The sequence below is a fragment of the Exiguobacterium sp. s48 genome (assembly GCF_018617395.1).
In the GTDB taxonomy this organism is placed as follows: domain Bacteria; phylum Bacillota; class Bacilli; order Exiguobacteriales; family Exiguobacteriaceae; genus Exiguobacterium.
Map to the genome: position 1 here is coordinate 290,299 of NZ_JACSKC010000002.1, position 23,228 is coordinate 313,526.

Sequence of the window (23,228 nt, forward strand, 5' to 3'; positions counted from 1 at the left end):
CTACTTGAGAAGACTAGAATAAAATATTCTATATTTCGTCAAACTTATTTCTTGCAATTGCATACCTAAGGGGGTATATTAATGACGTGGAAGCGAAATGTTCAACAAATCACAAACTTGTTGAACGCCAGCTACCAAGCCGAATGGTATAGATTGAATCGAAAAAGGAAGGTAGATTAACGATGAAAGCGTCTGCTTTAAAACGTCAAATGGACTTTGAAGTGCCTGTAAATATCGTCGACGTTCGAGAACGTGACGAGTTTCAAGAAGCGCATATCGAAGGTGCCAAAAACTATCCGTTATCAGAAATCACAACGTGGATTGACACACTCGATCCAACTGAAGAATATGTCGTTCTTTGCCGCTCTGGTGCACGAAGCACGCAAGCGACTTGGCAAATGGAGGCGAAAGGCTATAAAGTGGTCAATATAGAAGATGGTTTAATGAGTTGGCCAGGAGAAGTTGTCAGAGGAGGAAATGGACAATGAGCAAGAAAATCGTAATCGTTGGTGGAGTAGCTGGTGGTGCATCTGCAGCGGCACGTCTTCGTCGTTTAAATGAAGAAAATGAAATTGTCATGTTTGACCGTGGAGAATATATTTCATTTGCGAACTGTGGTCTTCCATACTATATCGGGGACGTCATCCAAGATCGTCAAAAGTTGCTCGTTCAGACGGTTGAAGGAATGAACAAACGTTTCCAACTCGATATCCGCAACTTGACGGAAGTCGTAAAAATCAATCGTGACGAGAAATCGGTAACGGTGAAGCACGTCCAAACAGGCAAAACATACGATGAGTCGTACGATGTTCTCGTTCTTTCACCGGGAGCAAAACCGATTCGTCCGAATATCCCTGGAATCGACGAGGCAGAAGATATTTTCACACTTCGCAACATTCCGGACACAGACAAAATCCGTGGTTACGTCGATGAAAGAGCACCAAAACATGCAACGGTAATCGGCGGAGGCTTCATCGGAATCGAAATGGCGGAAAACTTACGAGAACGCGGCGTTGACGTGACACTCGTCGAGATGGCAGATCAAGTCATGACGCCACTCGACCGTGAAATGGTCGCACCGATTCATGAACATTTACGTCTGCACGGCGTCGAACTTCAACTGTCAGACGGTGTTTCTTCATTCTCTGAAAAAGGGAAGAAAGTACATTTGACGAGCGGTCGCGTCATCGATACAGACATGGTCATCATGTCAATCGGTGTCACACCAGAGTCGACGATTGCGCGTGAAGCAGGTCTTGAAACAGGTACGCGCGGCGCGATTCGCGTGAATGAAAAAATGCTCACATCAGACCCGAATATTTACGCAATCGGAGATGCGGTCGAAGTACTCGACTACGTCTTTAAAGAGCCAACTGTCGTGCCACTCGCATGGCCAGCGAACCGTCAAGGTCGTCTCGTTGCTGATATCATTAACGGTCGTGACGTGAAGTATAACGGAACGATGGGAACGGGAATCGCCAAAGTATTTGATATGACTGTCGCATCGACAGGATGGAATGAAAAACGTTTGAAAGCGGCTGGTAAGACGTATGAAGCTGTCCACGTGCACCCAGGTTCGCATGCAGGATATTATCCGGGATCGACGCCTGTGTCACTCAAACTCTTGTTCCACCCGACAACGGGTGAAATTTACGGTGCACAAGGTGTGGGGATCAACGGAGTCGACAAGCGCATCGACGTCATTGCGACAGCGATGAAAGGTGGTTTGACTGTCCTTGACCTGCCTGACCTCGAACTCAGTTACGCACCACCGTTCAGCTCGGCGAAAGATCCGGTCAACATGATTGGATATGTCGCGTCGAACGTCGTCCTCGGTGATAACGAAGTCGTACATTGGGATGAGATTGATGAACTCGTTGGAAATGGAGCGACGTTACTAGACGTTCGCGATGAATCTGAACACGAGCTTGGGAAAATTCCAGGATCAATTAACGTACCGTTGAACTCATTACGTGAAAACTTGGACAACTATGACCGGAATGAAACGATTTATGTGACATGCCAAGTGGGTCTTCGTGGTTATCTCGCATCACGCATCTTGCGCCAAAACGGCTTCAAGGTGAAAAACTTGAGCGGTGGCTACAAAACGTGGTCACAGATCAATCGTGATTTCGAGGCGCTTGAAGAAGCGAACGCATCAAATGAAACAGCGGCTACCGTTGTAGAGGAGGAACCAACCCAAATGACGAATGCTCCAATCGGCGAGGCGGTCGTGTTAGACACATGTGGTCTACAATGCCCGGGACCAATTTTAGAAGTGAATAAAAAAGTTGCAGAACTCGGGGAAGGCGAAACGCTTCGCGTCCTCGCAAGTGATCCAGGATTTTTCGCCGATATCGAAGCATGGGCGAAAAAGACGGGCAACAAGCTTGTCTCGAAACAATTCGTCAACGGACGCGTTGAAGCAATTCTTCAAAAAGGACAAGGTCAGGTTGCACCACAAGCGGACGCTCCTGTAGGCGACGGTGCGTCAATGGTCGTCTTCAGTGGGGATCTCGACCGTGCACTCGCATCCCTCATTATTGCGCAAGGTGCTGCTGCGATGGGGAAAGAAGTGACAATGTTCTTCACATTCTGGGGGCTTAATGTCATCCGTAAACCGGACGCACCGGAAGTGAAGAAACAAGGTCTTGAAAAAATGTTCGGCATGATGATGCCAGGGCATGCGGGCGAACTCCCGCTCTCGAACATGAACTTCGGTGGTGTCGGTCAAAAAATGATGAAGAAAGTCATGAGCGACAAAAATGTTCCTTCTGTAGAAGAAATGATCAAGTCGGCGCAAGAAGCAGGCGTGAAGATGGTAGCTTGCACGATGTCGATGGACGTCATGGGCATTAAAGAAGAAGAGTTGATTGATGGGGTCGACCTTGGTGGTGTTGCGGCGTATCTCGGCGCAGCAGAGGGCGGTAACTTAAACCTCTTTATCTAAATGAGATATAGAACGAGTCGGATTGCGATAAGCTTTTCGACTCGTTTTTTTGCTTTTCAAAAGAACCGAGATGACGTTGAAAAACGAATTAATATTGCAATTTTCGTATAATTTACCTATAATTCAAGTCATGTTAAAAAAGTTGACATGACTTTTTCTGTTGAGATTTTTAGAATGATGGAGGATTAGTATGGAGAAATTGGTAGAGAAACTCGTTTCGCAAGCAAACGATTTGTTGTGGTCGCAAGTGCTCATCGTTGTACTTGTCGCTTTAGGTCTTTATTTTACGGTTCGTATGGGCTTCGTTCAGTTCCGCATGATTCCTGAAATGTTCCGCCTCTTGTTCAAAGAAGGCACAGAGCGTGAAAAAGGCCAAGTGTCTTCGTTCCAGGCGTTCGCAATCGGGACGGCAGCACGTGTCGGGACGGGTAACATTGCCGGTGTGGCGACAGCGATTGCGCTAGGTGGCCCCGGAGCAGTTTTCTGGATGTGGCTCATCGCGTTGATTGGAGCAGCATCTGCATTTGTCGAAAGTACATTGGCACAAGTGTACAAGATTCGTGATGGACGCACATGGCGTGGGGGACCTGCCTACTACATGGAGCGTGCGCTCGGTCAACGCTGGCTCGGTGTCTTGTTCGCGATTTTGATCACGTTCTCATTCGGATTTGCGTTTAACTCGGTACAGTCGAACACGATTTCACTCTCTGTGAGTAACCAGTTCGGGATCAGCACAACAGTCGTCGGGATTGTCCTTGCGATTGTGACGGCAATTGTCGTCTTCGGTGGGATCCAATCGATCGCACTCTTGTCGAGTATCATCGTACCGGTCATGGCAGGTGGCTACATCTTACTCGCGATTTGGATTATGGTGACGAACGTCTCCCTTCTACCAGACGTCTTCAGCCTCATCTTCTCAGAAGGAGTCCTCGGAATCGAGCAACTCTTCGGAGGAGCGATTGGCGCCATGGTACTTCAAGGGATTCGTCGCGGTCTCTTCTCGAACGAAGCGGGTATGGGTTCTGCACCGAACGCCGCTGCGACAGCAGAAGTATCGCACCCTGTCAAACAAGGATTGATTCAATCGTTTAGCGTATTCGTAGATACATTGCTCGTTTGTACATCGACAGCGATGATCATCTTGATTTCAGGCGTAGCCGGCTCAGAGTCGTTTGCGGGTGTCGAATTGACGCAAGCCGCGTTGACGGCAGAAGTTGGTTCAGTCGCGACATCGTTCTTGACGATTGCGATCTTCTTGTTCGCCTTCAGCTCGATTCTTGGAAACTATTACTACGGTGAGACGAACATTCAGTTCATCTCGGATAAAAAAATCTACGTCACACTCTATCGCATCGGTGTCGTCGGAATGGTCTTGTTTGGTGCCGTCCGTTCTGCTGGACTCGTTTGGTCGATTGCTGACGTGTTCATGGGTCTCATGGCACTCGTGAACTTATATGCTATCTTCCGCTTAGCGAAAGTGGCTCGTGCCGTTCTCGATGACTACTTGTCACAACGACGCAAAGGAGAAGACCCGGTCTTCTATGTCGATTCAGTTGAGAATCTTCCAGGTCGTGAGTATGTGGAAGCTTGGGAAAGCGAAACAGAAGAACAACAAACGGGAACAAGTCGTTCTTGATCTAAGGAACCGTCTACGAATTTAAGTAGGCGGTTTTTTTACGTATACAAGACGGGTAATGTCATAAAAAGGGGGCGTTCATGTATGGAGACGACGCATTATGTACGTGTTTCCCCAGAAGTTTGGGTGTCTTTTAATCAAGATCCAGAGATGATTTTAGATTGGTTAATTCATATGCATGAGCAATATCGGGACCGCGACGAGACACTGACGCTCCCGAATGTGGAGCCATTTCAACGTGTACTCAGTCAAATTGAGGTGTATATCGATGGGGCTGACACATATAACATGGAAATGGCGCTCGTCGGCGAGGAGTTAATCGTCAATGAAGCGCAGGCGGTCGTGGTCGGCATCTTGACCCCGCAGTTACTTCATATCGTCAAAGACACGCTGCATGCGTTCGGGCGAGATGACGTGAAAGATATGGCGCTTGTACCAAAAGATGAATTCGAGACGATTTGGGAAGAATGGACCCGGTTGCAACAATTTTGTGAGACGGCCGCGTCCCAAGAAGAGCTCGTCCTCATTTATTATGAATAAAAGTGAGTTCCCTATGATATGATGTTAAAAAATGGATAAAAGGGGATTCAATCATGGACGTGTTCGGCATACTCATCTGGCTTGGCATTCTCATCAACCCGTTTCTTGCGTATCAAACGAAAATCAAATCGCTTTATCGCATCATACTCATCTCCTTTGTCACATTCTTGATGACATGGGGATATGCGGTGATGGGTGGGACGGTACCAGCCCTATTTGACACAGCGTGGAGTTTGTTGTTGATCGCTTACGTCGCGCTGTTAGTATTGAATAGTTATTTGGTCAGCAAACGGTTCGTTCCACAGATGACATGGGTTCGTTTCGGTATAATCGCACTGATTAGCGTTGGCGTCAGTCAAGCGTGGGTAGGATTGAGTACGGGAGAGTGGACGACATCCCTTTTCATGGACGGGGAATTCTGGATGATGAGTGTTATCGTATTGTTACTCATCCTGCTTCTCGTTACGATGAAGACGTTAGACCGTCGAGTAGAAGCATAAAAAATCCCGAAACGAATCAATTCGTTTCGGGATTTTGATTATTTCAAGGCTGTCTCGAGTGCCTTGACGTTTTCACGCATCAAGTCAAAATAGCTCTTGTCCATCTGTTCTTTTGTGACAGATTCCAAGTTGTAAATCGTCACGCTTTCTGCGCCGATTTCTTGTTTCACGACCTCGGCCACTTTCGGTGTGACCGTATCTTCAAAAGCGATATAGTTCAAGTCATGAAGACGCGCCTCTTCGATGATTCGTTTGAGGGCTTGCTGTGACGGTTCTTCAGAAGGTGTGAGGCCGGCGATCGGCAACTGATCGAAACCATAGCGTTCAGCCAAATAACCGTATGCCGCGTGTGTCACGAGTAACTCGGACTTCGAACCGTTCTCGACGGCTGCTTTTAACTCCGCATCGAGGGCGTTCGCTTCGTCTTTGAATGTGCTCAATCGTTCTGCGAATTCATCCTTATAGTCGGGTGCTTCCTCACTAAATGCTGCTTCGACAGCTTCTGCCATCGATACAGCATTCATTGGATCGAGCCAAACATGAGGGTCATATTGACCGTGGTCATGTCCTTCTTCAGCGTGCTCATCTTCAGAATGACCATCCTCTTCATGACCGTCTTCTTCATGAACATGGACCGTATCGGCTGCATCAAGCAACGTCACGTCCTCTGCTGTTTTGACAAAGGCGACGTTCTGTCCCTCTAAACTCTTCTCCATAGACTCGACATACGGTTCAAGGTCATGACCGATTGTCAAAAAGAGATCCGCTTCTGCGATTTGAGTCATTTGTTTCGAAGTTGGTTCATATGTGTGTGGGTCTGCTCCGGGTGGAATGACCATCTCCACATTGACACGATCCCCTCCGATTTCTTCGGCCATTGATTTTAAAGCAAATGTGGAAGCGTAGACGGTCAATTGCTCGTCTGTTGATTCTGATGCGTTGTCTCCTTCGGTATTCCCACACGCACCAAGCAAAAGTGTGCCAGCCGCAACAGCGCCTAACCATGTCTTCTTCATCTTGCATCGTCCACCTTTCAAATTATCTGAATATTAAATCGTAACTGTTACGTTTTATGACTGCGAATATTATTATAGTGTGACGTTCAAAGCACGTCAAGTCCGACTTCTGATGGATGGATTTTTGAAAAAAGCGGGAATATGATTAAAAAAGGAACGAGGAGTGGATTGTATGAGAAAGGAGACTGCCTGGTTTGTCGGGGGTGCGGCGCTTGCCGCAGCAACGGCAGCCGGGGCTAGCGTGTGGAGTCAGTACGGATCACTTGTCCGATGGCAAGAACCTGAGTTGCCGATTCGACCGACCACACGTCGGCGCCACACGTATACGTATAAAATTGTTCACGATCGTCCGCTCCAATTTGATTTGTACCTCCCACCAGGTGAAGCCCCCTTCCCGGTAGCTGTATATGCACATGGGGGGGCGTTCGTAAGAGGGGATCGGAGCATGGTGACATTGTTCCATCCGTTACTCGATCACTTTTTGGGGAAAGGGATCGCCGTTGTCAGTATCGATTACCGTTTGTTTGAGGACGGGGTGTATTTCCCGGACAACATTTTTGATGTGTCGGATGCCCTCAGTTATTTAAAACAACATGAATCGATTTTGTCGCTCGATACGAGTCAGTTGCTCGTGTGGGGTGATTCGGCAGGAGCGGCGTTAATGCTCGCGACCGCACTGGATCGCCACAAACAATTTGTGGGTGAGTTAGGTGATGACCTCCCGACCATTAAAGGAGTCATTGCGCTGTATCCACCGACGAACTTTTTATTGTTCAAATTTATCCAGACTTGGCTGGCGCATTTGAAATTCTACGAGGGGAGTCGTGAGGAGTGGCGTGAATTGATGGTGAAATGTTCTCCGGTTTCCCATCTTTACGCTGATGCCCCGCCGATTCTACTGTTACATGGGAAGAAAGATCCGATTGTCCCGTTCGGTCAAGCGCTTCACTTCGTCGAACATGCGAGTGACGTCGGCGCGAACGTTCAACTCATCTCATTTCCAAACGGAACCCATTCGCTTGCGAGTTTCCTTCAATCGGACAATCCAATCAAAGAAGAACAACTCATGGCACGCATGAATCGTTTTATTGATGAATGCCTCGTATGACGTTGCGATTTTTAGGGAAGATGGTACGATGGGGGATGATTGAAATCGTAAGGAGTGGAAGCAGTGACAGAGTTATGTTTAGTCAGACACGGTCAGACCGATTGGAATCGTTTAGAAATTATTCAAGGACGTGAAGACAATCCGTTAAATGCACTCGGACGTCGACAGGCAGAAGAGAGCGCGGCTTTTTTGAGTCAGGAGCAGTGGGACCTCATCGTATCGAGTCCGTTATCGCGTGCGGTCGATACCGCAAAAGCGATTGCGACAGCATGTGAAATCGATCATGAAGCGATTCAGCTAGACGAACGCTTCATCGAACGTGAATTTGGAGCGGCATCCGGAAAGCCGGTAAAAGGAATCTACGAAGCGGTTCAAGCAGACGACCAGGAACGTATTCCCGGACTTGAAACAGAAGACGAGATGCGAGCCCGTGTATTAGATGGGATGAAGGATTTGGTGGATACGTATCCAGGTAAGCGCATCATTGTCGTCTGCCATTCCCATGCGATCAAAGCGGCGCTCTCTGCTGTCGACGACACCTACACGTTCCGTCAAGCTATGCGAAACGCTTGCTCGAATTATATTAACTATCGACATGGTCAATTTGAGGTAAAGGCCATCAACGTGGCTGATCACATCACCGATTCGACCATGATGAAGTAAGGAGAATGTCATGACGACCTTATTGTGGATACTCATTATCGCGTCATTTATTGTTGCATTTGCCGGACTCATTTATCCGGTCATCCCAAGTGTGCTATTCTTGTTCATCGGATATATGATTTACGGGTTCGGTTTTTCATTTGAACCGTTAACGTGGACATTTTGGGTATGGCAAATTGTTTTCCTCATTTTCTTGTTTGTAGTGGACTACGTTGTCACTCGAGCCACAGTGGATAAACGAGGGGGTTCAGAACGAGCGAAATGGGGAGCGACGATTGGCTTGATTGCTGGACCGTTTATTTTTCCGCTCGTCGGAGTGCTTATCTTCCCGTTTATTTTCGCCTTTCTTGCAGAATTGACGCTAGGGAAGACGACGCGTGAGGCATGGAGTATCGGTGTCGGAACAGTGCTCGCGTTTCTCGGTAGCACGCTTTTAAAAGTGGTTGGAATGACGATGATGGTCATCTTGTTCTTTATTTACATTTGAGACGGAGTGTTGCTCTCCGTCTTTTTTGTTTGAGGAGTGAACCATTTTGGGGAAAGAAAAAAGAGGGTCACTCGATTATTCGAATGACCCGGTTTTCACCAATTGATTGAAGGCGGAGCGACTGAACGTTTGTTGCATCTCGACTTTCTTTTCGAAGAAGGCCGGCTTCAAGCTTGAGGTGGCGACCCCTTCTTGAATCAAGGAGTCGAGCACTTGTTTCGTCGCATCCTGTTTCGGCATCAACATGAGTCCTTCGGCGACGAACGTGTGATGATCGTTTAGAGCTCGCTCGCTTGTGAACGTCAGCGCGAGTGCGGCCGGTGCATTCGTTGGGGATGTAATGACCGCTTCAGCAAGGATAAGAATTCGTTTGTTTAAGTAGTGGTGGAGCGTAACGGCGGATTCGGTTGGGACAAGCATTTCGAGTAGCCATTCCGAATCGTGCTCTTTCGAGATGATCAAGCCGTCTAGCAAATCGATTGGTAAATTCAGTTCATTGCCGTACTCGTCTTGAACGAGACGGACTTGGACGAGGCGAAACGTTTTCATAGGATCGTTCCTTTCCGCGTTTTCTTTAGACCATCTTAACATAGTCTGTTGAATAGAATGTGTTAAGATAACGAGGAAGAAACAGAAAATAGAGAGTGAGGGAGGCATCAAGATGAGTTGGGTTGTTGGCGTAATCGGGTATATGACGATTCTCGCAATCGTCTATTATGGTGTCCTTTTCTTCAAAGTGAAACGGGAGCGGAGTCGGGCCGGCTATCGAATCTTTCTCTTGCTTGCCGGATTATTTTTTATCAGTGGGAGCGATTATATTATTGCACTGTTCCAAGGAGACACCGAAGCGACGTTTTGGCAACGGACTGTCTATTTTGTCTTGATATTGCTCTCTTTATCGATGGCGCTTTACTTTCGGAGAAAAGAAGATCAAAGCCAAGCAGGCGAGATGACAATGGTATAAAAAAAGTTGTGGGTTACGCACCCACAACTTTTTTTATTTCGGTACTCGCGTCTTGCGAATCATATCGAGCTTTAAGTCCCATAGAGGCTTACTGAACGTCACTGAATACACTTCTGGCAAACGGAGACGCTTATACTCTTCCCACAGTCCGTTCATCTGTTCGTGATGATACGTACGAATCTCACTCGTGCTAGGAAGATCGTATACCCGTTTTCCGTCAAGGAAGATTGGTTGCAACAAGCGTTTCACGTTGAAGTTGCGTGTCTTGATCTTGAAGGCCGGGTCACGGACATCGATCAAGTCAATCTCGGTGTACGATTCGACCGGTTCATCAGCGAGGGCGATATAGTCGCCTTTGAACTTTTTCGTTTCGTTGTCGATGATGCGATACAACTCTTTCTTGTGAGGTGTCGTCGTCTTCACTTTGGAAGAAGACACTTTGATGACCGGTTTCAGTTCTCCGGACTCATCCTCGCGTGCGACCAATTTATATACCATCCCGAGAGCAGGTTGTTCGTAGGCTGTGATGCCGCGCGTCCCAACAAGGAACGTATCGGCTTCAGCGCCTTGCATCCGTAAGTCTTGGATGACATACTCATCCAAATCACCAGAGACGACGATTTTGACGTAGTCGAGTCCTGCTTCATTCAACGCTTTCCGGGCACGTTTCGATAGGTAGGCGAGGTCTCCGGAGTCGAGGCGTACTGACTTGAGACGATGGCCTTTCGCCTCTAATTCTTTCGCGACCGTAATCGCGTTCGGAAGACCGGACTTGAGTGTGTCATACGTGTCGATGAGGAGACTTGTGTTATCCGGATACATCTCGGCGAACGAACGGAATGCGCTCAATTCATCGTCATGGAATTGAATATCCGCATGTTCCATCGTTCCCCCTGTCGGAACATCGAAATCACGTCCGGCAGAGACGAGACTCGTCACGTCGAAACCGGCGATATACGCGGCGCGTGTCCCGTAATAAGCGGCATCGACACCTTGCGCACGGCGTGCACCGCCCTCGAGCAATGTCTCGTTCGGTGCGGCTTGACGAATTCGAGCATACTTCGTGGCGATGAGGGATTCGTGGTTCGCGATATTGAGCAGCGCTGTTTGGAACAATTTTGCTTCAAAGATGGTCGATTCGATTCGAACGACTTGTTCGTGTGGGAAGATGACTTCTCCTTCACGGACACTATATAGTGAACCAGTGAACTTAAAGTTTCGTAAGACGTCTTCGAATTCATCTTCGAACCCGAGTTGTTGTTTCAAGTAGGCGATATCTTCTTCTGTGAACGAGACGTTCTCTAAATAGTGAACGATGTTCTCGAGTCCGGCAAAGACGACATAACCGCCGCTAAACGGATTCGAGCGATAGTAAAGGTCAAAGACGACCTGTTCATTATGGCGACCTTGCTTCCAATAGATATACATCCAGCGTGGAAGATAGAGATCCGTGTGAAGTGCTAAATTACGATGTAACATATGGTTTCCTTTCTGTTTTACGTCACTTTCCGACGACGGTCGCACCGAGTGTCGTGACGAAATGTTCGAGCGCCCATTCATGTCCGACCGGATTGAAACTCTGGACGGCATCAGCATGGACGACGATTTGATAACCGAGGTTGTAGGCATCTACGGCCGTGTGAAGCACACAAATATCTGTACAGACACCGACGAGATGAACTTCAGTGATTCCGCGTTCCCGAAGACGCAGGTCAAGATCAGTTCCGGCGAAGGCGCTGTAACGTGTCTTATCAATCCAATGATCTGCTTGTTTCGACGCTTCTTTCACGGCACCGTACAATTCACGACCCTCTGTCCCACGGATATTGTGCGGAGGGAATAACGTTGTTTCGGGGTGGAATGTGTCACCTGCATCATGGACATCGTTCGCGATGACAACATAATCCTCCGCTGCGAACGTCCCTATCAATTCGACGATTCGTTCTTCAATCTCTTGCCCGGGTTTCCCACAAGTCAAACGACCACTGTCTGCGATAAAATCAAATGTATAATCAATGACAATCAATGCACGCATGGGAGATGCTCCTCTCTCGTATTCAAAATGGTGGTTATCCACCTCATTCTAAATCATTATACATCATACGAGGAAGATTATTTTTCTCTAGTGTGGGTAGTAAAAGAGAGTAGAACGTATAGGGAAAGGGGATTGTGATGATGGTATACTCGCAAAATGAATTGACAGATGAACTGTCTCGTTTAAACGGTTGGGAAGAAGTAAATGGGGAGATTCAAAAGACATATCGGCTAGAAACGTTCCCGGAAGCCATTCAATTTGTCCATCTCGTGGCAGATTTAGCAGAGTCACTTGATCATCATCCAACTATTTTGATTGAGTATCGCGATGTGACATTGACCGTATCGACTCATGATGAAGGTGGTATTACAGAGAAAGACATCACGCTTGCGAAAGGGTGTGAGGAACTTGTCTAAACTCTTTATGACCTTTGCGTCAGGTAGTGTGGCGGATCAGTTGGCTCAAAAGCCGGGGGTGATTGCGGCGAACGGACCTGAAATGATTTTTCTTGCAGAAGGAGACAAATCTCCTTTTAGTAGCGGGAAAACATTTGAGATTGAAGAGGCGTCTGGGCAGTTTGAAAACAACGGGAACATCTTGTATGCGAATGTGCCTGCGGATGAAAACGCGCGTTCTCTTTTGTTTCATCAACTGTTGACCGAAAAAGCGCCGCTTGGCGTCGGTCATGCAGGCTTCTCGGCTTACCGGCTAGGCGTTGACCCTGACGATCATCATGCCGTCGTCTTCATTCAGTTCGCATCCGAGGGGACGCGATTCCGAGATACAACGGATTATGCAATCCTCGAAGACCGATTGAAACGGGCCGTGGAACAGCGCGGATCCGGTCCTGTCATAAAACACTATGTCGTCAGTAAGTCAGATAATCTATAATAAAAGATAACGTCATGTTAGGGGAGGATTTTTATGAACAAGAATTATTTTTGGTTGGGGATGGCAGCAGGTGCAGTCATTGGTGCAGCGGCATCACTTCTCCATAGCGAAACGCGCGATCAACAAGTGAGACAATTGAAAGGCATCAAGTCGAAGTTGAAGTCATCCAACACGTCGACTGAGGCACATGCAGTCGGTCTTCAAGCGTCATCAAAAGGCAACTTAAAAGACCGTGTCATGGAATGGAAATCGCTTTACGAAGAAAACCAAGATACGATTCAAAACCTCGTCGAAGACGTCAAAGACCTAGTCGATGCGCTTCAAGAGGCTCGTCATAAAAATCAAATCTAATCATAGGCCTGGTGCATGTGCATCAGGCTTTTTTTATTTGCCAAAACCCACGTACACCAGTAAACAAGGTATCATTCTATCAACAATGAATAAAAATACAATTGACAGAATAAATATGCGTATGGTTCAATCATTTTATTCTTCTGAGGAGGTAGAGAGATGATTACGTGTGGCATCGTCGGCGTAACAGGATACGCCGGGTTGGAGTTGCTGAAGCTGATCGAGCAACATCCGACTATCCAATTAGAAAAAGCAATCAGCGACTCGAGCGCCGGGATGACCTTGTCTGAATTGTACCCGTGGTTACAAGCAGGACAGAAAACACTCGAGCCGTTTCAAGTGGACAATTTAGTCGGGATTGATGTGTTGTTTCTTGCGACACCGAGCGGCGTGTCTGCTGATTATATTCGACAGTTAGCATCTTTTCCTGGGGTGGTCATCGATTTGAGTGGGGACTTGCGATTGCCATCCGACTTGTATGAAACGTGGTACGGGAAGCCACCTGTCAACGAAGTCATTCAAACAGAGGCTGTTTACGGATTGACCGAGTGGAATCGACACAGGCTCACAGACGCGAAATGGATTTCGAATCCGGGTTGTTATGCGACCGCTGTCTCGCTCGCCTTATTGCCATTCGTTCAAAATGACTGGATTGATCCGACGCGCATCATCGTTTCGGCTTGTTCTGGAATTACAGGCGCCGGTAAAGGATTGAGTGAGAAGACCCATCACGCCAAATCGAATGAGAACGTGCAGTTATATAAAATTCATGCGCATCAGCACATTCCGGAAATCGAACAGACGTTGTACGACATGGGAGGTAAAGAAGCGACAATCTCGATGTCGACGCATTTGCTACCGATCAATCGAGGGATCATGGCAACGATCACGGTCCAGCCGAACAATCACGTGTCGGAAGATGAGTGGGTGAATCGTCTTCGAAACGCTTATAGGGATGAACCATTTATCCGGGTGCAGCGGGGAGAACCAGAAATCAAGTCAGCGGTCGGTTCGAATTACTGCGACCTTTGGGTGTATAAAGAAGAACGGACGAATCGACTGACGCTCGTCTCGGTCATCGACAATATGCAAAAAGGGGCGGCCGGACAAGCGCTACAAAATGCGAATGTTCGATTCGGATTCGAGGAGACACTCGGACTATTGAATCAACCACAATACATTTAGGAGGATGAAGCATGATCGACATCATGGCGACCCAGAAGCCGGGCATCGTATCACCGAAAGGATTTCAAGCGTGTGGCATCCATGCAGGACTAAAACGAAAGCGTAAAGATTTGGCGCTACTCGTTTGTGAGCGATTGGCCAGCGCGGCGGCCGTCTATACGACGAACCACTTTCAAGCGGCACCGATTCAAGTGACGAAAGTATCACTGGCTGCATCAAATGGATATCTGCGAGCAGCATTGATCAATAGTGGGAACGCGAATGCCTGTACAGGAGATCAGGGATTAGAGGATGCCTACACGATGCGCGACATGACCGCAACACATATAGGTGTGAAACCGGAGGAAGTGGCGATTGCCTCAACAGGCGTCATCGGACAACCACTTCCGATGGTCCCGCTCATAAAGGGGATTGGTCAACTGCAACCGACGACCGACTGGGAAGATGGACAATCGTTTGCTGAGGCTATTTTGACGACGGATACGGGAACGAAACAGACGATTGTTCAATATGACGAAGGAGAAGCGACCGTGACGATTGCGGGTGTCGCTAAAGGATCGGGCATGATTCATCCGAATATGGCGACGATGCTTGGATTCGTCACGACAGATGCCGTCATTGCACCGGAATTGTTACAGCAGACGCTAAAGAAAAGTGTCGACGCCTCGTTCAATAACATCACGGTGGACGGGGATAGCTCGACGAATGATATGGTGCTCGTCATGGCGAGTGGGGCAGTAGAAATGGAAGAGATCAAAGAGGGAACTTCGGCACATGACGCGTTCCAACAGGCGTTGACAGATGTGTGTTTAGACCTTGCCAAAGCGATTGCAAAAGATGGGGAAGGGGCGACGAAACTCATCGAAGTGAATGTCAGTGGAGCAACATCCAACCAAGAAGCTAGAGCGATTGCCAAGCAAATCGTCGGATCATCACTAGTAAAAACGGCGGTATATGGACAGGATGCCAACTGGGGACGAATCATTGCCGCAATCGGTGCCGTGCCGTTCCCGGTAAACGTCGGAGCGATTGATATTCAAATCGGAAGTCAACTTGTTTTAAAGGACAGTACGCCTGTTTGGTTTGACGAGGTGTCTGCGACCGAAGAGATGAGTCGGGACGTCGTCACCATCACGGTCGATTTGCATGATGGGAATGGATTCGGCCAAGCATACGGATGTGACTTGACTTACGACTACGTCAAAATCAACGCGAGTTACCGGACATGACGAAGCGGAAAGTCATCAAACTTGGAGGCAGTGTCTGGGATTCGATGACACCTGCGTACTTTGAAGAGTGGCGGGCCTGGATGGAAGAAGGGAATGAACTGCTCATTGTCCATGGAGGCGGGCCGAAACTATCGACTTATTGCACATCTCAACAAATTGAACCGTTGTTCTTGGACGGACGTCGTGTGACGACAGACGAGGTGTTGATCGGAGCTTGGCGTGTTTTGGCAGGGGAAATGCAGACGGATGTCGTGTCGACACTAGCGCGAAATGATATCGATGCATTTGGTTTATCGGGGGTCGACGGGAGTGCGATTTTCGGTCAACCCCTACATGGACTCGGGAAAGTCGGTGAAGTGGTTTCGATTCGAAATGACGTGTTCGAACGATTGATGGATTCCGGACATGTGCCGGTTGTGACATCGGTGATTGGTGGCATGGATGGTCCGTTGAATTGTAATGGCGATGATTGTGCGGTGGCACTTGCCGTTTCGTTGCAAGCGGATGAATTGGAACTATTGACCGATGTGAACGGTATTCGGATACACGGTGAATTTCTGCCGATGCTAAACGAACTGGACGTTCGAGAAGCCATCGCATCTGGAGAAATTAATGGAGGGATGGTACCGAAAGTAGAGGCACTCTTAAAAGCAGTGGCAGGTGGGGTCAAAAGTGCCCGAATTCGAGATGGTCGTGACGCGACGCTCGCAGGGACAAGATTATGGGAGGGGAACTATGAATTCGCTGTTACCGACATACGGACCACGAACGATTGAGATCGCGCAGGCGAGCGGGTCGTACGTGACGGATGTTTTTGGAAAGACATACTTAGACTTTGTGATGGGCATTGCCGTTTGTGGGACGGGACATCGTCATCCATACGTGCAACAGAAAATTGAAGATCAATTGAACCGGGTGTGGCATACGTCCAACCTCTATTTGATATCTGGTCAGCAGCGTGTCGCTGAAAAGTTGACGGAAGGGACGCATCTGACGCATGCCTTCTTTTGTAACAGTGGGACGGAAGCGAACGAGGCAGCCTTTAAGTTAGTGCGAAAGTGGACGCAGAAGACTAAAATCATCACATTCACGCAGTCGTTTCATGGACGTACATTCGCCATGATCGGGGCGACTGGTCAAGAGAAAGTGAAACAGGGATTCGGACCGATGGTGAGTGATTTTATTCATGCACCGTTCAACGACATGGATGCTCTCAACTGGATCGATGACGAAACGTCTGCCGTTTGGCTCGAGATTGTACAAGGTGAGGGTGGCGTCGTCGTCGCAGATCCCCTGTGGTTGCAGGCGTTACAGGAAGCGGCTGACAAGTACGATGTCAAAATCGTCGTCGATGAAGTACAGACCGGGATTGCGCGTACAGGTACGCGTTTCGCATACGAACAAACACCGCTCCGCCCTCATATCGTCACGTTGGCGAAAGGATTGGGCAGTGGTATTCCGGTCGGCGCGATCTTGACGACGTCGGAAGCGGCGACGATCTTTGGTCCTGGGAGCCATGGGTCGACATTCGGTGGAAATCCCTTAGCGATGACCGCTGCAGAAGCGACGCTCGATGTCCTCTTCACACCGGAGTCTCTCAAGCATGTCACAGACATGGGGAATTATTTGAAAAAAGGACTCAATCGCTTCGTGGACGGAGAACGCTTCGTCGAAGTGAGAGGACTTGGGCTGATGATTGGGCTTGTCTCGACAGAACCAGTAAGTGAATGGGTCGCACAATTGGCAGAGGTGGGATTATTGGTCGTCATGGCAGGTCCGCACGTCATGCGTTTCCTTCCCTCGTTACTGGTTACTAAATGCGAGATTGACGAAGCGTTGACAAAACTTGAACAAATCTTACAGAAGGAGGGCGTCGTATGAACGGAAACATCAGCTTAATGAACGGCATGCATTTTGCAGGAACTTGGGAGACGAGTGCACGACGCGCAAGTGGCGAAGTCGTGTTCTTCACCGGTATGACGGGCTATCAAGAAGTGTTAACCGACCCGTCATATGCTGGACAAATCATCGCATTCACTTATCCGCTGATCGGACAATATGGACTGGAATCAGACGGGAGCGAAAGTACTCGCATTCAAGTGGCCGGCGTCCTCGTTCAAACACTTGCCGACGCTGGTGCCCAATCTGAATTAAAGGATTGGTTAGAGCAGGAAGGGATTCCGGTACTGTCACAAGTTGATGTGCGTGCGCTCGTTCATGTGTTGCGTGATGAAGGTGATCAATTCGGGATCATGTCAGCGGAAAAACATGAATCGATGGTAGTTCCCGAGCGTTATCACCTGACAGAGTATGTCACGACGACGTCGCTCATTCTGGAAGGAGACGGGGAGAAAGGGCATGTCGTCTGCCTCGACTTCGGGGTGAAGTCGTCGATGGTTGGTGAAATCGTGAAACGTGGGTATCGCGTGACGAGTGTTCCATACCATACGTCAAAAGAGATCATCGAGACGTTACGACCGGACGGGATTTTAGTATCGAATGGACCCGGGGACCCGCGAGATCATCTCGGGCAGATTGAAGTCATCCGGGAATTAGCGTTATCGTATCCGACACTCGGGATTTGCATGGGGCATCAATTGCTTGGACTTGCATTCGGCTGCAAGATTGAAAAACAAACCTACGGACATCGTGGCTCGAATCATCCGGTCCGAAACGTCAAAACGAACGACGTATGGATGACGTCGCAAAACCACGGCTACGTGGTCGAGCGTACGAGTATCGAACAAAGCCCGCTTGAACTGCTGTATGAGAACGTAAACGATCACTCGGTGGAAGGGTTGATTCATCCGAATGCATCGATCTTCACGACACAGTTCCATCCGGAGGCGAGTCCTGGACCGACGGACGCGCAGTCCGTCTTCGACCGTTTTGATGAAATGATTCAAGAGGGAGTGAACGTGTATGCATAAAAAAGTACTCGTGATCGGCTCAGGTCCCATCGTGATTGGGCAGGCCGCAGAGTTTGATTATTCCGGAACACAGGCGTGCCAAGCGCTTCGTGAAGCTGGGTGTGAAGTAGTCTTATTGAACTCCAATCCTGCCACAATCATGACGGACCCAGGAATGGCGGACGCGACGTATATTGAGGCGATGACCGTTCAAAAAGCAATCGACATCATCGAGAAGGAACGTCCGACGCACGTCCTCGCGACGGTCGGGGGACAGACAGCACTGAACTTGGCTCTTGATCTCGAAGAAGCCGACGTGTTGGCACAATATGGAATCGAACTACTCGGTACGTCACTCGACACGATTCGTGACGGGGAAGACCGTGAGCGGTTCAAGCAAAAGATGGAGCTGTTGAACGAGCCGATCCCGACATCGACGACGATTGAGACGATTGAAGAACTGACAGCATTCATTGAAACGACAGGTGTGCCACTCATCGTCCGTCCAGCGTTCACGCTCGGTGGGACCGGCGGTGGGATTGCGATGACGGAGGATGAGGCGTATACGATGGCACGTCGGGGTCTGGAAGCGAGTCCAATCTCACAATGTTTGGTCGAGAAGAGCATCGCTGGTTATAAAGAATTTGAATACGAGGTCATGCGTGATGCGTTCGGAACGTGCATCATCGTCTGCAACATGGAAAACATCGATCCGGTCGGTGTGCATACAGGAGACTCGGTCGTGTTTGCTCCGGCACAAACCTTATCGGACCAAATGCATCAGACGTTACGGAGTGCGGCGTTTCGAATCGTATCCGAACTCGGTGTGATTGGTGGTTGTAACATTCAGTTCGCGGTTCATCCGACGAAGTCAGAGTACTACGTGATTGAAGTGAATCCTCGTGTCTCTCGAAGTTCGGCCCTTGCGTCAAAAGCGACCGGTTATCCGATTGCCAAAATTGCGACACGTCTCGCTTTGGGTGAACCGTTAGATCGCTGTATCAATCCAATTACAACGAATACGATGGCAAGTTTTGAACCGGCACTTGATTACATTACAGCGAAAGTACCATGTTTCCCGTTCGACTTGTTCGCGGAGACAGACCGTGCCCTCGGACCACAGATGAAGGCGACTGGCGAGAGTATGGCGATGGGGAAAACATTAGAAGAAGCGTTACAAAAGGCATGGCGTGGTGCCGGGATTGAACAGTCACCGCTTTATCCGAAGTGGATGCATGAAGCCGCGGTCGACGTCTTGATGAATGAAGTCGAGGCACCGACCGATCGTCGATTGCACGCTTGTCTCGCCTTGCTCGACCGTGAGTTGATGTCGGCCGATACATTACAGCAGATTACAGGTATCACCCCTCATTTCATTCACATTTTAAAACGACTCATTCAGATGACGAAGGAGGATTTGGCGAATCCGATTCAGTTGCTTCAAGCGAAGCGACTCGGGTTCACGGACGCACAAATTGCCGACGTGATGCACATGCAAGTGGAAGACATCAAAGCGCTCCGAGAAGCGGCTTCCATTCAACCGGTATATCAGATGATCGATACATGCGCAGCCGAGTTTAAAAGTAAGACCCCTTATTTTTACGGCTCGTGGCACGGGACGTCTGAGGTGGAGTCGAGTGACACGCGAAAAGTGGCCATCATTGGGGCTGGTCCGATTCGAATCGGTCAAGGGATTGAGTTCGATTACAGTTCGGTACATGCGGTCTGGGCCCTTCAAAAACGTGGCGTCGAAACCATCATGATCAATAACAACCCGGAGACAGTGTCGACCGACTTCTCGATTGCGGACAAACTGTACGTCGAACCGCTGACGAGCGAAGACGTCATGAACGTGTTAGAAGCAGAAGGGTGCCAGGATGTCTTGATTCAGTTCGGTGGACAGACGGGGATTGCACTCGCTCATGATTTAGAAGCGGCGGGGTATCACTTGCTCGGTGCATCCGCAAACACCATTGACCAAATGGAAGACCGGGAACGTTTCTACCAATTCCTTGATTCGATTGAAGTCGAACATATCCCGGGTGAAGAAGTCACTTCCCCAACACAGTTGCATGATGCCGTTCAAAAGCTTGGCTATCCATGTATCCTGCGCCCGTCCTACGTAATTGGAGGGAAAGGAATGCTACTCATTCGTTCAGAGGAACAGTTGGAAGAGGCATTACCGACCCTTTCCTATCCAACGCTAGTGGATCAATACGTCGCTGGGCGTGAGCTCGAAGTGGATTGTGTGACGGACGGAGAAACGGTATATGTGCCGGTCGTCCTGGAACAAATCGAAGCGGCAGGTGTTCACTCGGGAGACTCGACGATGGTCTTGCCACCAGTTGAGACGAGTTTGTCGATTCAAGAACAAGTGGAGTCGATTGCGAAACGAATTGGACAGGCGCTCGATTACAAGGGAGCCCTAAACATCCAGTTCGTGTTGAAGGAAGACACGATTTACGTCCTTGAAATCAATCCGCGTGCGTCACGGACCGTGCCGATTGTCAGCAAAGTGACGGGTGAACCATTGATCGAATGGGCGACGTATGCGGCGTATGGTCTCGCATTGAAGGATTTCGTTCCGACACATCCTTCGACATTGACGAACTATGCGGTGAAGACCCCAATCTTCTCGAACGTCAAATTGCCGGGCGTCGATCCGATGACGGGTCCCGTCATGCGTTCGACAGGCGAGACGCTTCAGTTCAGTTCATCCCCATATGTGCCGGAGCGGTTCACGTATGATGCGTTGACGACACGAGTGATGAATCGTACGCAGATTGTATTTGGAAAAGGGTTTGAACATATCGGAGATACACCACTCGCAGACGTCACTGATTTCCAAGATGTCGCTGTCCTGTTATCGGACGTAATCGAAGAGCGAGAATCACGTGAAATCGCCGTCCGTCACGGGGTGCATATCATTTCGTCCAAACAGTTAGCTCAGTATTATCAGATGAGTCAGTCACAGACCGGCAATCCGGTTCAGTCGTTACAATCCATTCAAATGAGAGAGGGAGTAGCCAAATGACAGTAAAGACGATGCAACATTTTTTAACGATGGAGGAATTGACGCCGGATACGCTCGATACGTTGATTCAATTGGCAGACGAAGTAAAACGCTCGCCTCAATCTTACGCAACGGCACTGGCAGGGAAGAAAGTCGCTTTGCTATTTGAAAAGGCATCGACACGGACGCGTATGTCATTTGAAGTCGGGGTCGTCGAATTAGGTGGATACCCACTCTTCCTTAGCGGTCAAGATCTTCAAATCGGGCGCGGAGAACCGTTAACGGATACGATCCAAGTGATGAATCGTTACGTGGACGCGCTCATGATTCGAACATATGCGCATGAAACGGTAGAGACGTTGGCGCAACACGGTTCGATTCCAATCATCAATGGACTGACGGACTTGCATCATCCGTGCCAAGTCCTCGCGGATTTATTGACGATTGAAGAGAAGTTCGGGAGTCGTGCCGGAAAAGTGTTGACGTATATCGGAGACGGCAATAATATGGCTCACTCGCTCATGATTGGTGGGGCACTGAGTGGGATGCATATCCGCATCGCCTCACCGAACGGATATACCGTTGATCAAACCATTTATGAAACGTCGCAGAAGTTGGCCGCATCGACCGGGGGAAGCATCACGTTGTTTGAAGACCCGTCGCTTGCTATGAACGAGGCGAATGTTGTCTACACGGACGTCTTTGCGAGCATGGGGCAGGAGGAGGAAGCCGAGGAGCGTCTATTGAAGTTTAACGGGTTTCAAGTGAATGAAGAGTTGATGGCTCTTGCAAACACCGACGCCATCTTCCTTCACTGTTTGCCGGCACATCGCGGGGAAGAAGTGACAGCCGATGTGATCGATGGACCGCAGTCATGGGTGTTTGATCAAGCCGAGAATCGTTTGCATGCGCAAAAGGCATTGATGCTGACATTGTTGACGTAACGACAAAGGGTGACACGCGAAGTGTCACCCTTTTGTTATAGGAATCGCGCCAATAAACCAAAGATCGCTAGTCCGATGATGATGTAGAAGAACCATTTCCCGTCACCGGAATGAATGACAGGAGGTGCGTACGAACGTTGTTTATAAGGTCCGTAGCGAGTCGGTCTTGTGTACGGAACAGTGAATCGTGAGAGCGGGATGGCGAGTAAGAATCCTGCCAAGAAACCGTACACGTGTCCCCAAAGCGACACATTCGATCCAATCAATGTGAAGACGGCGCTGATGGCGACAAAGATATAGACCAAGCGGGCATCTTGGCTATACATCAATGTCCGGCGGAAGCGTCCAATAAATACGTAAAATCCGAGGACGGCCAAGATGGCACCTGACGCACCGGCTTGTAAATAAAATAAGTTGCTGACGGTAAAATACGTAAACAAGTTAGCAAGTGCTCCGGCAAATACATAAAACAAGGCAAATTTCACGTGTCCGACCATTCGTTCCATCGCCGGTCCGAAGATGATCAGCGCGAACGAGTTGAACAGCAAGTGGCCGAGACTCAAATGAATGAAGTTGGCCGTGACCAAGCGGTACCATTGTCCGTCCGCCAGTGCCAAATGGAACGATCCTCCCGTCGCCACGATTCGTAAGCCAGGAGCGAAAGAATCGATGACAAACACAAGGAGTTGGATTACAATGAACAGCGTTACGAGTGGATATGCCCGTACAAACGTTTGTACATTTTCCGTACGACTAAACATAACATCACCTCTTTCCTCAATTGTATAAGGAAACGGGGAAAAAAGG

At 48.9% G+C, this 23,228-nt stretch carries 24 protein-coding genes; 19 read left to right on the forward strand and 5 right to left on the reverse strand.

The annotated features are described in order from the left end of the window. Positions 1-182: 182 nt before the first annotated feature. The 5 genes from KNO66_RS11850 to KNO66_RS11870 all read left to right on the forward strand — a co-directional run bounded on the left by KNO66_RS11850 (position 183) and on the right by KNO66_RS11870 (position 5,626). Positions 183-488, forward strand: coding sequence for a rhodanese-like domain-containing protein (locus tag KNO66_RS11850; RefSeq protein ID WP_214742668.1), 306 nt, complete (start codon positions 183-185; stop codon positions 486-488). Then, positions 485-2,950 carry a CoA-disulfide reductase gene (locus tag KNO66_RS11855; protein WP_214742669.1) on the forward strand — a complete coding sequence of 822 codons (2,466 nt, stop codon included), beginning with the start codon at positions 485-487 and terminating at the stop codon, positions 2,948-2,950. The genes KNO66_RS11850 and KNO66_RS11855 overlap by 4 nt, the downstream gene beginning before the upstream one ends. Positions 2,951-3,140: 190 nt before the next feature. Beyond that, a complete protein-coding gene (locus tag KNO66_RS11860) occupies positions 3,141-4,586 on the forward strand; it encodes an alanine/glycine:cation symporter family protein (RefSeq protein ID WP_214742670.1) in 1,446 nt (481 codons plus the stop codon). A gap of 84 nt (positions 4,587-4,670) precedes the next feature. Then, positions 4,671-5,126 (forward strand): hypothetical protein, encoded by a 456-nt coding sequence (locus KNO66_RS11865; protein WP_214742671.1) that lies wholly within the window; start codon positions 4,671-4,673, stop codon positions 5,124-5,126. Between the two features lie 53 nt (positions 5,127-5,179). After that, positions 5,180-5,626 carry a hypothetical protein gene (locus tag KNO66_RS11870; protein WP_214742672.1) on the forward strand — a complete coding sequence of 149 codons (447 nt, stop codon included), beginning with the start codon at positions 5,180-5,182 and terminating at the stop codon, positions 5,624-5,626. A 38-nt stretch (positions 5,627-5,664) separates the two neighbouring features. Here KNO66_RS11870 and KNO66_RS11875 read toward each other — a convergent pair whose 3' ends face one another. Beyond that, positions 5,665-6,642, reverse strand: a complete 978-nt coding sequence (locus tag KNO66_RS11875) for a metal ABC transporter substrate-binding protein (RefSeq protein ID WP_214742673.1) — start codon at positions 6,640-6,642, stop codon at positions 5,665-5,667. Positions 6,643-6,814: 172 nt separating this feature from the next. Here KNO66_RS11875 and KNO66_RS11880 point away from each other — a divergent pair, with 172 nt between their 5' ends. From KNO66_RS11880 to KNO66_RS11890, 3 genes are all read left to right on the forward strand, one after another. Continuing rightward, complete coding sequence (locus KNO66_RS11880) at positions 6,815-7,750, forward strand: alpha/beta hydrolase (protein WP_214742674.1); 936 nt, start codon at positions 6,815-6,817, stop codon at positions 7,748-7,750. 63 nt (positions 7,751-7,813) lie between these two features. After that, positions 7,814-8,413, forward strand: coding sequence for a histidine phosphatase family protein (locus KNO66_RS11885; protein ID WP_214742706.1), 600 nt, complete (start codon positions 7,814-7,816; stop codon positions 8,411-8,413). Between the two features lie 10 nt (positions 8,414-8,423). Further along, on the forward strand, positions 8,424-8,900 hold the full coding sequence (locus tag KNO66_RS11890; RefSeq protein ID WP_214742675.1) for a DUF456 domain-containing protein: 477 nt from the start codon (positions 8,424-8,426) through the stop codon (positions 8,898-8,900). 75 nt (positions 8,901-8,975) lie between these two features. Here KNO66_RS11890 and KNO66_RS11895 read toward each other — a convergent pair whose 3' ends face one another. Continuing rightward, the gene (locus KNO66_RS11895; RefSeq protein WP_214742676.1) at positions 8,976-9,449 is read right to left on the reverse strand and encodes a YwpF-like family protein; all 474 of its coding nucleotides are present in this window, start codon (positions 9,447-9,449) and stop codon (positions 8,976-8,978) included. Between the two features lie 112 nt (positions 9,450-9,561). Between KNO66_RS11895 and KNO66_RS11900 the strand changes: the two genes are divergently transcribed. Further along, positions 9,562-9,864, forward strand: a complete 303-nt coding sequence (locus tag KNO66_RS11900) for a 7TM diverse intracellular signaling domain-containing protein (protein WP_214742677.1) — start codon at positions 9,562-9,564, stop codon at positions 9,862-9,864. A gap of 33 nt (positions 9,865-9,897) precedes the next feature. On the opposite strand, the gene KNO66_RS11905 is transcribed toward KNO66_RS11900, so the two are convergent. Together KNO66_RS11905 and KNO66_RS11910 are read right to left on the reverse strand one after the other, a co-directional pair. Beyond that, a complete protein-coding gene (locus KNO66_RS11905) occupies positions 9,898-11,343 on the reverse strand; it encodes a nicotinate phosphoribosyltransferase (protein WP_214742678.1) in 1,446 nt (481 codons plus the stop codon). A 22-nt stretch (positions 11,344-11,365) separates the two neighbouring features. Further along, complete coding sequence (locus KNO66_RS11910; RefSeq protein ID WP_214742679.1) at positions 11,366-11,899, reverse strand: cysteine hydrolase family protein; 534 nt, start codon at positions 11,897-11,899, stop codon at positions 11,366-11,368. Between the two features lie 140 nt (positions 11,900-12,039). On the opposite strand from KNO66_RS11910, the gene KNO66_RS11915 reads away from it, so the two are divergent. From KNO66_RS11915 to argF, 10 genes are all read left to right on the forward strand, one after another. Continuing rightward, positions 12,040-12,315: a 4a-hydroxytetrahydrobiopterin dehydratase gene (locus tag KNO66_RS11915; protein WP_214742680.1), complete on the forward strand. Its 276-nt coding sequence runs from the start codon at positions 12,040-12,042 to the stop codon at positions 12,313-12,315. Beyond that, positions 12,308-12,790 (forward strand): hypothetical protein, encoded by a 483-nt coding sequence (locus KNO66_RS11920; RefSeq protein WP_251125863.1) that lies wholly within the window; start codon positions 12,308-12,310, stop codon positions 12,788-12,790. The genes KNO66_RS11915 and KNO66_RS11920 overlap by 8 nt, the downstream gene beginning before the upstream one ends. A gap of 33 nt (positions 12,791-12,823) precedes the next feature. Beyond that, the gene (locus KNO66_RS11925; RefSeq protein ID WP_015880545.1) at positions 12,824-13,141 is read left to right on the forward strand and encodes a hypothetical protein; all 318 of its coding nucleotides are present in this window, start codon (positions 12,824-12,826) and stop codon (positions 13,139-13,141) included. A gap of 159 nt (positions 13,142-13,300) precedes the next feature. Continuing rightward, on the forward strand, positions 13,301-14,326 hold the full coding sequence (gene argC, locus KNO66_RS11930; protein ID WP_214742681.1) for an N-acetyl-gamma-glutamyl-phosphate reductase: 1,026 nt from the start codon (positions 13,301-13,303) through the stop codon (positions 14,324-14,326). Positions 14,327-14,337: 11 nt separating this feature from the next. After that, on the forward strand, positions 14,338-15,555 hold the full coding sequence (gene argJ, locus KNO66_RS11935; protein ID WP_214742682.1) for a bifunctional glutamate N-acetyltransferase/amino-acid acetyltransferase ArgJ: 1,218 nt from the start codon (positions 14,338-14,340) through the stop codon (positions 15,553-15,555). Beyond that, positions 15,552-16,331 carry an acetylglutamate kinase gene (argB, locus tag KNO66_RS11940; protein ID WP_214742683.1) on the forward strand — a complete coding sequence of 260 codons (780 nt, stop codon included), beginning with the start codon at positions 15,552-15,554 and terminating at the stop codon, positions 16,329-16,331. Before argJ ends, argB begins: the two co-directional genes overlap by 4 nt. Continuing rightward, positions 16,291-17,436, forward strand: coding sequence for an acetylornithine transaminase (locus KNO66_RS11945; protein WP_214742684.1), 1,146 nt, complete (start codon positions 16,291-16,293; stop codon positions 17,434-17,436). The genes argB and KNO66_RS11945 overlap by 41 nt, the downstream gene beginning before the upstream one ends. Then, positions 17,433-18,485, forward strand: coding sequence for a carbamoyl phosphate synthase small subunit (locus KNO66_RS11950; protein ID WP_214742685.1), 1,053 nt, complete (start codon positions 17,433-17,435; stop codon positions 18,483-18,485). The genes KNO66_RS11945 and KNO66_RS11950 overlap by 4 nt, the downstream gene beginning before the upstream one ends. Then, positions 18,478-21,498 carry a carbamoyl-phosphate synthase (glutamine-hydrolyzing) large subunit gene (gene carB / locus KNO66_RS11955; RefSeq protein WP_214742686.1) on the forward strand — a complete coding sequence of 1,007 codons (3,021 nt, stop codon included), beginning with the start codon at positions 18,478-18,480 and terminating at the stop codon, positions 21,496-21,498. Before KNO66_RS11950 ends, carB begins: the two co-directional genes overlap by 8 nt. Further along, positions 21,495-22,421, forward strand: a complete 927-nt coding sequence (gene argF / locus KNO66_RS11960) for an ornithine carbamoyltransferase (protein ID WP_214742687.1) — start codon at positions 21,495-21,497, stop codon at positions 22,419-22,421. The genes carB and argF overlap by 4 nt, the downstream gene beginning before the upstream one ends. A 35-nt stretch (positions 22,422-22,456) precedes the next feature. On the opposite strand, the gene KNO66_RS11965 is transcribed toward argF, so the two are convergent. Further along, positions 22,457-23,182, reverse strand: coding sequence for a rhomboid family intramembrane serine protease (locus KNO66_RS11965; protein ID WP_214742688.1), 726 nt, complete (start codon positions 23,180-23,182; stop codon positions 22,457-22,459). Positions 23,183-23,228 lie beyond the last annotated feature (46 nt).

Coding starts and splice junctions, on each gene's coding strand:
- argB (WP_214742683.1), top strand. CDS start 15,552: ATGACGAAGCGGAAAGTCATCAAACTTGGAGGCAGTGTCTGGGATTCG.
- KNO66_RS11865 (WP_214742671.1), top strand. CDS start 4,671: ATGGAGACGACGCATTATGTACGTGTTTCCCCAGAAGTTTGGGTGTCT.
- KNO66_RS11925 (WP_015880545.1), top strand. CDS start 12,824: ATGAACAAGAATTATTTTTGGTTGGGGATGGCAGCAGGTGCAGTCATT.
- KNO66_RS11860 (WP_214742670.1), top strand. CDS start 3,141: ATGGAGAAATTGGTAGAGAAACTCGTTTCGCAAGCAAACGATTTGTTG.
- KNO66_RS11895 (WP_214742676.1), bottom strand. CDS start 9,449: ATGAAAACGTTTCGCCTCGTCCAAGTCCGTCTCGTTCAAGACGAGTAC.
- KNO66_RS11855 (WP_214742669.1), top strand. CDS start 485: ATGAGCAAGAAAATCGTAATCGTTGGTGGAGTAGCTGGTGGTGCATCT.
- argF (WP_214742687.1), top strand. CDS start 21,495: ATGACAGTAAAGACGATGCAACATTTTTTAACGATGGAGGAATTGACG.
- KNO66_RS11875 (WP_214742673.1), bottom strand. CDS start 6,642: ATGAAGAAGACATGGTTAGGCGCTGTTGCGGCTGGCACACTTTTGCTT.
- KNO66_RS11945 (WP_214742684.1), top strand. CDS start 16,291: ATGAATTCGCTGTTACCGACATACGGACCACGAACGATTGAGATCGCG.
- carB (WP_214742686.1), top strand. CDS start 18,478: ATGCATAAAAAAGTACTCGTGATCGGCTCAGGTCCCATCGTGATTGGG.
- argJ (WP_214742682.1), top strand. CDS start 14,338: ATGATCGACATCATGGCGACCCAGAAGCCGGGCATCGTATCACCGAAA.
- KNO66_RS11850 (WP_214742668.1), top strand. CDS start 183: ATGAAAGCGTCTGCTTTAAAACGTCAAATGGACTTTGAAGTGCCTGTA.
- argC (WP_214742681.1), top strand. CDS start 13,301: ATGATTACGTGTGGCATCGTCGGCGTAACAGGATACGCCGGGTTGGAG.
- KNO66_RS11905 (WP_214742678.1), bottom strand. CDS start 11,343: ATGTTACATCGTAATTTAGCACTTCACACGGATCTCTATCTTCCACGC.
- KNO66_RS11870 (WP_214742672.1), top strand. CDS start 5,180: ATGGACGTGTTCGGCATACTCATCTGGCTTGGCATTCTCATCAACCCG.
- KNO66_RS11915 (WP_214742680.1), top strand. CDS start 12,040: ATGGTATACTCGCAAAATGAATTGACAGATGAACTGTCTCGTTTAAAC.
- KNO66_RS11890 (WP_214742675.1), top strand. CDS start 8,424: ATGACGACCTTATTGTGGATACTCATTATCGCGTCATTTATTGTTGCA.
- KNO66_RS11950 (WP_214742685.1), top strand. CDS start 17,433: ATGAACGGAAACATCAGCTTAATGAACGGCATGCATTTTGCAGGAACT.
- KNO66_RS11910 (WP_214742679.1), bottom strand. CDS start 11,899: ATGCGTGCATTGATTGTCATTGATTATACATTTGATTTTATCGCAGAC.
- KNO66_RS11880 (WP_214742674.1), top strand. CDS start 6,815: ATGAGAAAGGAGACTGCCTGGTTTGTCGGGGGTGCGGCGCTTGCCGCA.
- KNO66_RS11965 (WP_214742688.1), bottom strand. CDS start 23,182: ATGTTTAGTCGTACGGAAAATGTACAAACGTTTGTACGGGCATATCCA.
- KNO66_RS11900 (WP_214742677.1), top strand. CDS start 9,562: ATGAGTTGGGTTGTTGGCGTAATCGGGTATATGACGATTCTCGCAATC.